The organism is Kitasatospora sp. NPDC088548, from assembly GCF_044753005.1.
In the GTDB taxonomy this organism is placed as follows: Bacteria; Actinomycetota; Actinomycetes; order Streptomycetales; family Streptomycetaceae; genus Kitasatospora.
In genome coordinates, this window is record NZ_JBIVMI010000012.1 from 122,879 (window position 1) to 135,898 (window position 13,020).

Below are 13,020 nucleotides of genomic sequence, written 5' to 3' on the forward strand. Positions count from 1 at the left end.
CGCAGGCCACCGGGGGGCGGGGGAAGCTCCCACCGGGCATGTTGGTGTTGAATGCCCGGTGGTCCCGGACTTGGAGGGGTAGCACCGATGAAGCTTTTCCGGCTGCACGAACTGGACGCCGAGCGCGCCGCCAACGACGGTGCCTATCTGCGCTTTCTGCGCGAGCCGCGGATGTCCGCCGGCCTCTACGCGCTCTCCCCGGGCGACACCGACCCGCAGACCGCGCATGCCCAGGACGAGATCTACCAGGTGGTCAGCGGCCGGGCCGAACTGACCGTCGGCGACGAGACCGCCACGGTCGCGCGCGGCACCGTCGTCTACGTCCCCGCCGGGGTGCCGCACCGGTTCCACCACATCACCGAGGAACTGCGGGTGCTCGTGGTGTTCTCCCCGCCCGAGGACTGATCCGGGGCCCGGTTAGGGTCGGGGTATGAGCCTGAGCCTGACGGAAGAACTCTGGGCGGCGATCGAACCGGTCTACGCCAAGATCCTCGACCACCCCTTCATCGGCGGCCTCACCGACGGCACCCTGCCCCGGGAGGCGTTCCGCCACTTCGTCGTCCAGGACTCGCACTACCTGCGCGACTACGCCCGCGCGCTCGCCGTCTGCGCCGCCAAGGCGCCCGGTGAGGAGGAGGTGCGGGCCTTCGCCGACGACGCGGTCGGCGCGCTGGCGGCCGAGCAGGGCATGCACGCCGAGTTCATGGAGGCCTTCGGCGCCAGCGCCGAACAGGCCGCCACGGAACCGGTGTTGCCCACCACCCGGGCCTACACCAGCTATCTGCTGGCGACCGTCTACGGCGGTTCCTTCGCCGAGGCCGTCGGCGCGGTGCTGCCCTGCTACTGGATCTATGCCCGGGTCGGTGACGAACTGCTCGCCAAGGGCTCCCCCGACCCGCTCTACGCGAAGTGGATCGCGACCTACGGGGACGAGACGTTCCAGGCCGTGGTGCGGCGGGTGCTGGCGCTCACCGACCGGCTCGGCGAGGAGATCTCCCCGGCGGAGCGCCGCCGGGTGGTCGAGCACTTCACCACCACCTCGCGCTACGAGTGGATGTTCTGGGACGCCGCCTGGCGTGGCGAGACGTGGCCGGTCTGATCCTCCTGGCCGGTCTGATCCTCAGGGGAGCCCCCGGGGGTCGGAGTCGGGGTGATCTCGGGGTTCTCTCCGGGCCGTTGGCTCTCGTTCCGGCACTTGCGGCCCCGTACGATCGAAGTATCGAAAGCAAACGGGATGCGGCACCGGACGGCAGCCGGCCCCGAGGGGAGAGAAGGAACGGACATGGCTGAGTTCTGGAAGTCGCTGCCCTCCTGGGTGCGCAACATCGTCGTCCCGGTGCTGGTGCTGATCCTGGCCTGGAACATCGTGGGGTTCGTGTTCGGCGTCGTCGGCGCCCTGCTGAGCGTGGTCATCAAGCTGCTGGTGGTGGTCGGCATCGCCGCCGCCGTGGTGATCCTGGTGAAGAAGGCCGCCAAGAGCTGACCCGTACGGACCCCGGACGCCCGTACCCCCTGCGTGGGGTGCGGGCGCCGGTCGTTCTGGTGGCGGCGGACAACCGACAACTAACAGATAACAGATAACAGAAAACGAATGTTGAAAGTCGTCATCCGTTACCTGTCATCCGTCAGCTGTCGTCCGCCGACCGTCGGACCCGGGCCTCCGTCACCGCGCGGTCCTCGATCGGCACCTGCTGGACCGGCCCCGGCGCCGGAGCCGCCGGCTGTTCCGGACCGTGCATGGTGGTGAGCAGCTGCCGGGCGAGGCCGAGGCCGGTGCCGCCCATGGTGAGGGCCTTGGCGAACAGCTCGCCCACCCCGTCGGCGCCGTTCAGCAGGATCATGTGCTCGACATTGCCGAAGGACTCGGCGGCGGCCAGCACGATGTCCGGCCACTTCTCCGCCAACTCCTGTGCCACCACGGCCTCCTGGTTCTCCGAGAGGGCGGCGGCCCGGGTCCGGATGCCCTCGGCCTTGGCGAGCCCGATCGCCCGGGTCGCCTCCGCGTCCGCCAGACCGCGGGCCTCGGCGGAGGCGGCCTCCGCCTCCCCGGTGGCCCTGGTCGCCTCGGCGGCGGCGAGCCCGCGCAGCTTGGTGGCCTCCGCGGCGGCCGCGGCGGCGATCTTGACCTGGCCGGCCTCGGCCGCCGCCTTCAGCTCGGTCTCCTGGGCCTGCGCCTGGGCGGCGGAGATCCGGGCGTCGCGGTCGGCCTCGGCCCTGGTGCGGGTCTCGTACGCCTTGGCGTCGGCCGGCTTGCGGACGTCGATCTGCAGCTGCTGCTCCTTGCGGCGGGCCTCCAGCTCGGCGACCTTGGTCTCCTGGACGACCACCTCCTGCCGGGCGGCGGCCTGGGCGAGCGGTCCGGCCTGCTCGGCGCGGGCGTTGGCGGTGTCCCGTTCGGCCTGGTAGGCGGACTGCTGGATCTGGCTGTTGCGGGTGGCCTCGGCCTTGCGCGCGGCGGCCTCCTGCTCCGCCTCGGTGGCCATCCGGTCGGCCTCGGCCTGGGCGATCCGGGCGTCCCGCTGGACGGCGGCGGCGTGCGGGATGGCGAGGTTCTTGATGTAGCCGGTGGGGTCGATGATCTCTTGGATCTGCAGGGTGTCGATGATCAGCCCGAGCTTCTCCATCTCCAGCCCGGAGGCGGCCCTGGTCTCCCCGGTGAGCCGCTCGCGGTCCCTGATCATGTCCTCGACGGTGAGCCCGCCGACGATCGAGCGCAGGTGGCCGGCGAAGACGTTGTGGACGCGCTGGCTGATCAGCTTCTGCTGGTCGAGAAAGCGCCGGGCGGCATTGGCGATGGAGACCTCGTCGTCGCCGACCTTGAAGATCACCACGCCTTTGACGTGGACCGGGATGCCCTGTGAGGTGACGCATTCGACGTTCAGCTCGGCCTCGTTGAGGTCCAGTGAGAGCCGGCGGACACCCTGGAGGCCCGGCGTGACGAAGGTCCCGCGGCCGGTGACGATCCGGAAGCCCAGACCGTCGCCGACCCCCTCGGTCCGGTGCCGGGAGCCGGAGATGATCAGAGCCTCGTTGGGCTCCGCCACCCGCCACATGAGTTTGAAGAGCGTGATCCCGAAGACCAGCGCGGCGACGACGGCCCCCGCGATGATGAGCACCATGGTTCAACTCCCCCTTACGGCGCATGAGATGCGCCGGTTCGGATTGTCCGCTCAGGGCAACTCGAAGGAAAGGGAAGTGACGTGACGGGCTGTCACAAGCGTGTCACGGGAAGACCGGTGCCACATAGACGGTCCGGGGCGGGTGGTACTCGACCACCACCACCGGTGTGCCGACCGACAGCCGGTCGCCCGGTACGGCGAGGTAGGCCAGGAAGGCCTCCGTCCCCTGGCGCTCCCTGACGTGCACCATCACCTCGCCGACCAGACCGGCTCCGACCGGACCGGTGACCCGCCCTGTGCTTCCGACCACTACGGCCTCCCTCGTCGCCTGCCCGTGTGACTGCCAGTCTGCCGGGCCGGGCTCCCCCGGTGGGCCCGCCGGCCGAATCGCCGGGCACCGACCCCCTCTGGACCAGCCGCGATCGGCTCGCTACGGTGTTGGACGTCATGCGCGGGCAATACCGCCTGCGGACACGGGAGCTCGGAGCACCGGGCTGAGAGGGCGCTGACCGGGACGTCGCTGGACGTGCCGAACGCTGCGCCGACCGCAGGAACCTGACCGGGTAATGCCGGCGTAGGGAGTTGAAGGTCTGATGACCACTTTTGATGCACAGCCGCAGTCTGCCCAGAACGCCGCCGTCAGCAGCGCGGGCACCGGCTATCCGACCCCGGCCTGGCGCAAGGCCTACCGCGACGGGTCCCGCCCCGACCTGCGCGTTCCGTACCGCGAGGTCGTGCTCACCAACGAGAAGAGCGTCCCGCTCTACGACACCTCCGGGCCGTACACCGACCCGGCGTACGAGCCCGACGTACGGCGCGGCCTGCCCGCGCTGCGCGACGCGTGGATCCGCCAGCGCGGCGACGTCGAGGAGTACGACGGCCGCGAGGCCCGCCCCGAGGACGACGGGATCAAGCACACCTCGCCGCGCGGCGGAAACCTGAAGAACCTGGACGCCGTCTTCCCCGGCCGCCCGCGCCGCCCCCTGCGCGGCCGCGGCGACGTCGCAGTCACCCAGCTCGGCTACGCCAAGCGCGGAATCGTGACCCCGGAGATGGAGTTCGTCGCCCTGCGCGAGGGCCTGGCGCCGGAGTTCGTCCGCTCCGAGGTGGCGCGCGGCCGGGCCGTCATCCCGGTCAACGTGAACCACCCCGAGGTCGAGCCGGCCGCCATCGGCACCAACTTCCTGGTGAAGATCAACGCCAATATCGGCAACTCCGCCGTCACCTCCTCGATCGAGGAGGAGGTGGAGAAGATGACCTGGGCCACCCGCTGGGGCGCGGACACCGTGATGGACCTCTCCACCGGCCGCAACATCCACACCACCCGCGAGTGGATCCTGCGAAACTCCCCCGTGCCGATCGGCACCGTGCCGCTCTACCAGGCGCTGGAGAAGGTCGACGGCAAGGCCGAGGACCTCAGCTGGGACGTCTACCGCGACACCGTCGTCGAGCAGTGCGAGCAGGGCGTGGACTACATGACCGTCCACGCCGGAGTGCTGCTGCGGTACGTCCCGCTGACGGCCCGCCGCAAGACCGGCATCGTCTCGCGCGGCGGCTCGATCATGGCCGCCTGGTGTCTGGCGCACCACCGGGAGAACTTCCTCCACACCAACTTCGAGGAGCTCTGCGACATCCTCGCCCGCTACGACGTCACCTTCTCGCTCGGTGACGGCCTGCGGCCCGGTTCGATCGCCGACGCCAACGACGAGGCGCAGTTCGCCGAACTCCGGACGCTGGGCGAACTCGGCCGGATCGCCCGGGCCAAGGACGTCCAGGTGATGATCGAGGGCCCGGGCCACGTCCCGATGAACAAGATCAAGGAGAACATGGATCTCCAGCGGGAGATCTGCGACGAGGCGCCGTTCTACACCCTCGGCCCGCTGACCACCGATGTCGCCCCCGGCTACGACCACATCACCTCGGGCATCGGCGCCGCGATGATCGCCTGGTGGGGCACCGCGATGCTCTGCTACGTCACCCCCAAGGAGCACCTGGGCCTGCCCAACCGGGACGACGTGAAGACCGGCGTCATCACCTACAAGATCGCCGCCCACGCCGCCGACCTCGCCAAGGGCCACCCCGGCGCCCAGGCCTGGGACGACGCCCTCTCCGACGCCCGCTTCGAGTTCCGCTGGGAGGACCAGTTCAACCTGGCCCTCGACCCGGAGACGGCCCGCGCCTTCCACGACGAGACCCTCCCCGCGGAGCCCGCCAAGACGGCCCACTTCTGTTCCATGTGCGGCCCGAAGTTCTGCTCGATGAAGATCAGTCAAAAGATCCGGGCCGAGCACGGCGAGGGCTCCAGTGCCGTGGAGACCGAGTTCGACGCCGAGGCCCTGGCGGGCATGAAGGCCAAGTCCGAGGAGTTCGCCGCCCAGGGCAACCGGGTCTACCTGCCGCTGGCGGACTGACGTCGCCCCGCCGGCTGCGCTGCTCCGGGAAGCCGGGAGGCTTTCCCGGAGCAGCGCTTCGGCGTGCGGCTGCTCCAGGGAGGAAGGGTGGCCGGCGGGCTGGTGATCTGCTCTGATACTGATGCCGCCATGAATCAGCAGAGCAACAGTGAGCCCGATGTCGCTGGCTGGGCGGTGGAATGCCGTGAGTACACGCGAGGGGCGCTGACCACCATCGGTGAGCGCGAGGACCTGATGCAGACCGATCCGGGTACGGCCTCCCGCATCGTCGGAGACCAACTCGCCGAGTGGGCGACCTACCCGGAACTGTCCGAGGACGAGTGGGCCAGGGCGCACTCGCTGCTGATGTTGTTCGCCGCCGAGTTCCTGATCAGTGCGTACGGGGCCCGTTGGGACTGGCTGGTCGACGCGTCCTCTCCGCTCGGGGGTCGCTGGGTCGTCACCGGATTCACCCATCCGCTGGGACAGGAGACGGCGCCCGTCGATGTCGGGTGGCTCGCGCATGAGGCGAGGATCAACGGAACGTTCAGCCTCTCCCACGTGATCAACCGAGCGGTCGACCTGTCCATGATCAGGGTGTTCAGGTGATCACCGAGCCCGCGTGTTCCAGGGAAACCACGGCAACGCTCCAGGTGGTCACGAGCAGGGTGTCCCCGTTCAGCATCCGAAGGAGTCGGAGCACGTACTGGCTGCCACCGGCCCTGGCGGATCGATCGGCATTGCGGTCGGCTCGGCGGCTGCCATTGCCTTGGGAGGCTCACTCCTCATTTTTATGAGGCGGAGCGGACGAGCCGCACCCCGCCGACGGCACTAGCCCTGACAGAGGTGAACGCCCAGTCTGCCAGCGGGTCAACCTCCCGCCGGCAGACTGACGCGTCAGCTGACGGGCGCTGTTCCGCGAGGCCGTACCGGCCTTCCGGAACAGCGCCTTGTTGACTTGCGTTGACCTGCGTGAGTGCGGTCCAGCAGCTCACGGCAAGTCGGAACGCTGCGACGGCTCCACCGCCGTCACCTTCGGCCTCCCGCCCGCCGGACTGACGCGACGGAGGGTGCTCCGGTGACCGGTACGGCGTTCGGGTGGTGCGCCGCTCAGCGGAGGGTGGTCTCGATCAGGCCGGCGACCCGGTCGGCGGTGAGGATGCCGAGGAGGTAGCCGTCGTCGTCGATGACCGGCCAGACGGTCAGGTGCTTGATCCGCATCGCGACAGCGGCCGTGGAGAGGGTCATGGTCGGCCAGGCGAACGGGCCGCGCTGGTGCCTGGTGCTGCTGACCGGGGTGAGTTCGGTGTACCAGGGCGGGGCGAGGAACGGGTGGAGTCCCGTCCGGGTGACCAGGCCTTCGCAGCGGCCGTTGTGGTCACGGACGAGGAGGTAGGGGACGCCCGCGCTGCGGAGGATGTCGTCGGCCTGGTCGACGGTGCTGTCGTCGGGGATCTGGTACTCGAACGGTTCCATCGCGTCGGCGACTGTGAGGTCGTGGCGAAGGCCTGTCGGCTTCGTGGAGTGGGTGGTCACGGTGTCACCGGTGCCTGACTCCGGTGCGGCGAGGGCGGCCGCCCGGAAGGGTCCTTCGTCCAGGACGAGGCCGGAGAAGGTGACCGGGATGCGGGGTGCCCTGGACATGTCCAGGCTACTCCGGGCCAGGTCGGCCCGGGGGCGGGCCGGCGCGGAGTACCGTGGGAGGCAACCGAGGACATGTCGCACACCGGTACCCACATTGGTGTCGCCCTGGGTCATGATCGGTCCTCTTTCCGGACCGGACGGGCGGCTCCTGATGATGCCGATTCGGCTTCCCACTCCTTCCGCCCCGGGGCCGTGGTCCGTCCCCGGTGTTCCCCTGCTGCCGCGGCTGGTGCTGGAGCCGACGATGTCCCGCAGCGGGATGTTCGACGGCGCGTGGTGGCCCCGCACGAAGGACGCCCGGGCCGAGCTGCCGGACCTGATCACCGCGCTCAGTGTCCATCTGGGCCCCATCCTCCGGGTCGGCCTGTCCACCTCGGCCTGGTACCACATCCCCCGGTCGGTCACCGTGGACGGTCAATCGGTCCGGATCGGCTGGTTCCCCGCCAGCGCCGAGACCATCAGCCTCACCCGGGGCTTCGAGGACCACTTCCTCCTCCTCGTGGTGCCACCCGGTACCGAGCCGGGTACGGCCGCCGCCGCCATGGCGGGGGCGTCGGCGCCGGGGAACCACTCCCCGGCGGCCGAGCTGCTCGGCCGGCCGGTTCGGTGGCTGAACACGGGTCAGTAGCACGTAGCTGGACGGGTGTTGGCCGCTCAGACGTCGTCGGGGCCGGTGAAGGCCGGCGGGGTGTAGCCGGGGCCGGTGAAGTCGGGGGTGGTGAAGGCGGCGGTACGCGGCTCGCGGCCTTCGGGGTCGGTGAGGCCGTCGGCGCCGGGGCTGGTGAAGCCGGGGCCGGAGTAGTGGCCGCTGGAGTAGCCGGGGCTGCTGAAGTCCGGGCTGCTGAAATCGGGCCGGGCGGATTCGGGCCGGGCCGGGTCCGCCGGAACCGGCCCGTCGGCGGGCGCCGGGGTGCCGGGCGGTGCTGCCGGGTCGGCGTGCAGACAGGCGTGCAGGTACGCCACCAGGGCGCGGTCGCGCAGCGCGCGCTGCCAGGCGCGCCGGGCGTCGGCGACCTCGGTCGCGAGCCCGGGGGCGGCGCCGGCGGGGGCCGTGGAGCCGTCCCGCAGCGCGGTGAGGACCAGTCCGACGATCCCGGCCGCCATCGCGACCAGGCCGGCCGCCAGTGCCAGCCAGCCGGCCGTCAGGACCGAACCGGCCAGCGCCAGACCGGGGTTGGCGGCGCGCAGCGTGTACCCGATGAGGAGCAGGACCAGGGCGGCGGCCCAGGCGAGGATCGGGGTGAGCACGGTCAGGACCGGGAACAGTCCGGCGCCGCCGTTCGCCGAGCGCAGCTGGCTGAACAGCCCCGGCGCGCCGGCCGTGCCGCCCTGGCCGGGCGGGGGTGTGTCGCGCAGGCTCTGCCGCAGCCGGGTGTAGTGCGCGTACTCGGTGGCGGCCGCGGCCGCGATGTCGTCGGCCTCGCGCAGGGCCTTGGTGCGCAGCTGCTCGGCGGTGAGGGCGCCGGGCCCGCGCAGGGCGGTGAGGATGGTGCCGTCGCGCAGTGCTTCGTCGAGGAGGCGCTCGAAGTCCGGGCGGTCCTCGGCGAGCAGATGCGGGGCGTTGTTCATACGGACCCCGTTCATGCGAACCCCGTCCGCTCCGCCGGGCGGGCACGGAGACGGGCCGCCACACGAGCGGCCGGGTGTGGTGTGCCTCGATGGTAGGGGCGGGTGCGGCCGCGTTGACAGTCGGTTTCCGGAACTTTGCCCCCGGCCGGGGAACGGCGCAGGTCAGGGGCGGTGGCGAACGCCTGTCCGGTTGACGGACGGACGGACGGACTGGCGGAGGGGCGGGCGACGCGTCGGTCGGTTCGGCGCGGCCGACCGGTTCAGATCGGGAGCCGGGCGACCAGCAGCCGCCCCTCCATGGTGACCCCGCCGTCCATGGCGACCGCGAGGTCGTCGGCGTAGATGTACGGGCCGGGGATGTGCGGCGGGGCGCCGTCGTCGGCGTGCACCGCGCCGGTGAGGTACGGGATCGGGCTGTGGCCGTGCACCACGCGCGCGCCGCCGTAGGTGTCGAGCAGCTCGTGGACGGCCATCGGGCCGGCGTCGCCGCGGAAGGCGAAGCGCTTGGTGAAGCGGCGGAAGCAGTCCCACCACTCGTCCACGCCCTCGTCGGCGAGCAGGTCGTGGACGGCGTCGTTGACCGCGGCGATGGAGTCGCCGTACTCCAGGTAGGCGGTGGTGTCGGAGTGCAGCAGCAGGTGGCCGTCCTCCAGCGCGATGGCCGGCAGCCGGGAGAGCCAGCTGATGTGGTGCCCCTCCAGGCGGTCCAGGTCGTGCTGCTGGCCGCCGTTGAGCCGCCAGGCGGCGAGGAAGGAGGCGGTGCCGGCGGTGGACTGGACGGGCTCGTCGCCGTACCGGGCGGCGCCGAGGAAGAGCAGTTCGTGATTGCCCATCAGGGCGCGGCAGTAGCCGCCGGCGGCGGCGGCCTCGGCGGCGAGCTGCATGACCAGGTCGATGACGCCGATGCCGTCGGGGCCGCGGTCGGTGAAGTCGCCGAGGAACCAGATCCGGGAGCGCCCGGCGGACCAGTGGCCGTCGGCGTCGATCAGGCCCTGGTGGCGCAGTTCGGAGCGGAGTTCGTCGAGGTAGCCGTGCACGTCGCCGACGACGTAGAGCGGGCCGGGGGGCTCGCCGGGGCCGGGCGCGGGGTAGGGGTGGTACGGCAGGCCCGGCTCGGTGAACGGGGGGCCGAGCTCGATGGTCGGCGGGTCGTCGCTCTGGTGCGCGGCGGCGGGCGAGGAGTGGTCGGGGAGGGGCTGCTCGTAGCCGGGGTGGTGGCCGGTGTGCTCCGGTCCGGGGTGGTGGCCGGTGGTGTGCGGGGCGCCGTGTTCCTGGTCCTGCCCGGGGGCCGGCCAGTGCTGTTCGAGGTACCGGGCGCCGCCGTAGCCGCTGTAGGTCTCCGCCTCGTACGAAGCCTCGGGATAGCCCCCGGCGGGCTCCGGTTCGTAGTAGGTGCCGTAGGGCAGCACGTCGAGGTCCGGCTGGTGGCGGGGGCCTGAGTCCGGGTGTTCAGGCCCGGGGAAGCGGTCCTCGGGTGTCATTCGCCCATCATAGGAAGACCACTCTCCCGGCGTCGTCACCTGGTGGGTATCCAATCCTCCGGAGCGTCAGCCGGGCGGTCCGTCAGGTCCGTTTTGTCCCGGCTAGGTATGGTCTAGATCTCGCCCGGGGAGCGGGGAGGGCTGACGGTGGTGCGCGGGCTCCGCCGCTGGGAGGAGGCGCGCACGATGAGCTCGGTGGGCATCAGCGTGCCGGGCGGCGGGCCGGTGCCGGCGGTGCGGAAACGGGGCGGGAAGAGCCGCGCGATGTCCACGCCGGTGCCGGAGTCCACGCCCTCGATGGCGTCGATGAGCAGGTTGACGACGGTGGTGCCGATCCGCCGGGGCTTGAGCGAGAGCGTGGTGATCGGCGGTTCGGTGGTCGCGTAGACGTCGCTCTCGCTGCAGCAGACCAGCAGCAGGTCGTCCGGTACCCGCAGGCCGTACCGGCGGGCGGCGGCGAGCAGATCGGTGCCGTTGGGGTCGAAGAGCCCGTAGACGGCGTCCGGCCGGTCCGGGCGGGCGAGCAGCCGGTCGGCGGCGACGGCGCCGGAGGCCGGGTCGTGCGCGGGGTAGGTCTCGTACACCGGCTCCTGGCCGACCTTGGCGCACCAGCCGAGGTAGGCCTCGGTGGAGAGCCGGGTGTAGGTGTCGGTGCTGGTGCCGGTGAGCAGGCCGATCCGGCGGGCGCCGGCCTCGGAGAGGTGGTCGAGGATGCCGAGCACGGCGGCCTCGTGGTCGTTGTCGACCCAGGCGGTGACCGGGCAGTTGCCGGGCTTGCCGTCGCTGACCACCGGGACGCCGGACCGGTACAGCTCGCTGACCAGCGGGTCCTGGTCGGGCGGGTCGATCACCACGGTGCCGTCGAGGGCGATGTTGCCCCAGACGTCGTGCCGGGAGGAGGCGGGCAGGACCACGAGCGCGTAGCCGCGGCCGAGGGCGGCGCTGGTGGCGGCGCGGGCCATCTCGGCGAAGTAGGCGAACTCGGTGAAGGTGAAAGGCTCTTCACCGTAGGTCGTGACGGTCAGTCCGATCAGGCCGGATCGTCCGGTGCGCAGGGTGCGGGCGGCTGCCGAGGGGCGGTAGCCGAGGCGCTCGGCCACCTCGCGCACCCGGCTTCTGGTCTCGTCGGGCAGGCGGCCCTTACCGTTCAGCGCGTCGGAGACGGTGGTGATCGACACTCCGGCGGCTGCTGCCACATCCCGGATGCCGGCCCGCTCCAGACGTCGTGAGGTGGTGGGTCGCCGACCGCTCTGGTTGGCTGCTGCTGTCATGGCGGACCGATCGTATGGCTCCTGACAAGGGTCTGTGACCGGCGCATCGGAAGCCTTCGGAGATACGTTTCTCCAAGAGTGAGCCCGCCCACGCCCCTTCGATACCTGCCCGAAACCGGCCGTCTTACCTCTGACATGTGCCAAAGGAACCCGGCAGAATGGCTGATCTGCACCGGTAACCCGACCGGGCATCTCACTCCTACGGGTGAGCGCGGTCGGTATCGTTCGGGGCACCCGACCGGGGTGGTCCGGGTGCGTTCCGAGATCCCGGGTACGGCGGCGATCCCGTTCGTGGCGGGCGCGAACGCAGCGGAGAGAGAAGGAGAAGGACCGTGAGCGGTACGGCAGCACAGGGGCCCCGGCTGAGGCCGACCCTGGACGGCATCCCCACCTACAAGCCCGGCAAGCCGGCCGGCGCCGACGCCTACAAGCTGTCCTCCAACGAGAACCCGTACGAGCCGCTGCCCGGTGTGCTCGAAGCGGCGGTCGCGGCGGCGGGCTCGCTCAACCGGTACCCGGACATGGCGGTCACCGAGCTCACCGCCGAGCTGGCCCGGCACTTCGACGTCCCGGCCGAGCACATCGCCACCGGCACCGGCTCCGTCGGCGTCGCCCAGTCGCTGATCCTCGCCACCGCCGGCCCCGGCGACGAGGTGATGTTCGCCTGGCGCTCGTTCGAGGCCTACCCGATCATCACCCAGGTCGCCGGTGCGACCCCCGTCCCGGTGCCGCTCACCGCCGCCGGGGACCACGACCTGGACGCGATGCTCGCCGCGGTCACCGGGCAGACCCGGCTGATCTTCGTCTGCAACCCCAACAACCCCACCGGCAACGTGATCCACCGCGCCGAGCTGGAGCGCTTCCTGGACGCGGTGCCCGCCGACATCCTCGTGGTGATCGACGAGGCGTACATCGAGTTCATCCGCGACCCCGAGGTGCCCAACGGCATCGACCTCTACCGCGACCGGCCCAACGTCTGTGTGCTGCGCACCTTCTCCAAGGCGTACGGCCTGGCGGGCATGCGGGTCGGCTTCGCGATCGCGCACGAGCCGGTGGCGAACGCGCTGCGCAAGACCGCCGTCCCGTTCGGCGTCACCCAGCTCTCCCAGGACGCGGCCGTCGCCTCGCTGCGCGCCGAGGAGGCGCTGATGGTCCGGGTGGACGCGCTGGTCGAGGAGCGCACCCGGGTCGTCGCCGGGCTGCGCGCCCAGGGCTGGGAGATCCCCGACACGCAGGCCAACTTCGTCTGGCTGGCGCTCGGTGACCGCTCCCCGGAGTTCGCCGCGGCCTGCGCCGAGGCCGGCGTGATCGTCCGCCCGTTCCCGGAGGGCGTCCGGATCTCGATCGGCGAGGTCGAGGGCAACTCGATCTTCCTCTCGGTGGCCGAGGCCTTCCGCAAGGAGCTGTAGGGCCTGTCCGGCAGCGGAGTGGGGGGGGGGGGGGGGGCCCCCCCCCCCCCGCGGGGGGGGCGGGGGGCCGCCCCCCGCGGCCCCCCCCCCCCCCCCCCCCCAGCGGTTTGGGAAAAGAGATGGGGCGGGGGGGCGGG

At 71.4% G+C, this 13,020-nt stretch carries 13 protein-coding genes and 1 riboswitch; of the genes, 7 read left to right on the forward strand and 6 right to left on the reverse strand.

The window, feature by feature from the left end:
• Positions 1–87: 87 nt before the first annotated feature.
• From ACIP82_RS17610 to ACIP82_RS17620, 3 genes are all read left to right on the forward strand, one after another.
• Entirely contained in the window at positions 88–405 is a 318-nt protein-coding gene (locus tag ACIP82_RS17610) for a cupin domain-containing protein (RefSeq protein ID WP_363613965.1), read from the forward strand.
• Between the two features lie 25 nt (positions 406–430).
• The gene (gene tenA / locus ACIP82_RS17615; RefSeq protein ID WP_363613967.1) at positions 431–1,099 is read left to right on the forward strand and encodes a thiaminase II; all 669 of its coding nucleotides are present in this window, start codon (positions 431–433) and stop codon (positions 1,097–1,099) included.
• 183 nt (positions 1,100–1,282) lie between these two features.
• Positions 1,283–1,483: a DUF5326 family protein gene (locus ACIP82_RS17620; RefSeq protein WP_363613969.1), complete on the forward strand. Its 201-nt coding sequence runs from the start codon at positions 1,283–1,285 to the stop codon at positions 1,481–1,483.
• Positions 1,484–1,625: 142 nt separating this feature from the next.
• On the opposite strand, the gene ACIP82_RS17625 is transcribed toward ACIP82_RS17620, so the two are convergent.
• The gene (locus ACIP82_RS17625) at positions 1,626–3,119 is read right to left on the reverse strand and encodes a flotillin family protein (protein ID WP_400654150.1); all 1,494 of its coding nucleotides are present in this window, start codon (positions 3,117–3,119) and stop codon (positions 1,626–1,628) included.
• Between the two features lie 103 nt (positions 3,120–3,222).
• Positions 3,223–3,429, reverse strand: coding sequence for a hypothetical protein (locus tag ACIP82_RS17630; RefSeq protein ID WP_363613972.1), 207 nt, complete (start codon positions 3,427–3,429; stop codon positions 3,223–3,225).
• A gap of 153 nt (positions 3,430–3,582) precedes the next feature.
• A riboswitch (TPP riboswitch) is annotated at positions 3,583–3,717 on the forward strand.
• Between ACIP82_RS17630 and thiC the strand changes: the two genes are divergently transcribed.
• Positions 3,713–5,530, forward strand: coding sequence for a phosphomethylpyrimidine synthase ThiC (gene thiC / locus ACIP82_RS17635; protein WP_400654153.1), 1,818 nt, complete (start codon positions 3,713–3,715; stop codon positions 5,528–5,530). (Overlaps the previous riboswitch by 5 nt.)
• A 129-nt stretch (positions 5,531–5,659) precedes the next feature.
• Positions 5,660–6,118: a hypothetical protein gene (locus ACIP82_RS17640; protein ID WP_400654155.1), complete on the forward strand. Its 459-nt coding sequence runs from the start codon at positions 5,660–5,662 to the stop codon at positions 6,116–6,118.
• 501 nt (positions 6,119–6,619) lie between these two features.
• Here ACIP82_RS17640 and ACIP82_RS17645 read toward each other — a convergent pair.
• On the reverse strand, positions 6,620–7,153 hold the full coding sequence (locus ACIP82_RS17645) for a CBS domain-containing protein (protein ID WP_400654157.1): 534 nt from the start codon (positions 7,151–7,153) through the stop codon (positions 6,620–6,622).
• Between the two features lie 154 nt (positions 7,154–7,307).
• Here ACIP82_RS17645 and ACIP82_RS17650 point away from each other — a divergent pair, with 154 nt between their 5' ends.
• Positions 7,308–7,781 carry a DUF5994 family protein gene (locus tag ACIP82_RS17650; protein ID WP_400654159.1) on the forward strand — a complete coding sequence of 158 codons (474 nt, stop codon included), beginning with the start codon at positions 7,308–7,310 and terminating at the stop codon, positions 7,779–7,781.
• A gap of 26 nt (positions 7,782–7,807) precedes the next feature.
• Here the strand turns inward: ACIP82_RS17650 and ACIP82_RS17655 are convergent, their stop codons facing one another.
• The 3 genes from ACIP82_RS17655 to ACIP82_RS17665 form a co-directional block, all read right to left on the reverse strand.
• Positions 7,808–8,737, reverse strand: coding sequence for a hypothetical protein (locus tag ACIP82_RS17655; protein WP_400654161.1), 930 nt, complete (start codon positions 8,735–8,737; stop codon positions 7,808–7,810).
• A 245-nt stretch (positions 8,738–8,982) separates the two neighbouring features.
• Entirely contained in the window at positions 8,983–10,203 is a 1,221-nt protein-coding gene (locus ACIP82_RS17660) for a metallophosphoesterase (protein ID WP_400654163.1), read from the reverse strand.
• 113 nt (positions 10,204–10,316) lie between these two features.
• Positions 10,317–11,474, reverse strand: a complete 1,158-nt coding sequence (locus ACIP82_RS17665; protein WP_363613985.1) for a LacI family DNA-binding transcriptional regulator — start codon at positions 11,472–11,474, stop codon at positions 10,317–10,319.
• A 332-nt stretch (positions 11,475–11,806) separates the two neighbouring features.
• Here ACIP82_RS17665 and hisC point away from each other — a divergent pair, with 332 nt between their 5' ends.
• Positions 11,807–12,883, forward strand: coding sequence for a histidinol-phosphate transaminase (gene hisC, locus ACIP82_RS17670; RefSeq protein ID WP_363613987.1), 1,077 nt, complete (start codon positions 11,807–11,809; stop codon positions 12,881–12,883).
• The last annotated feature ends 137 nt before the right edge of the window (positions 12,884–13,020 follow it).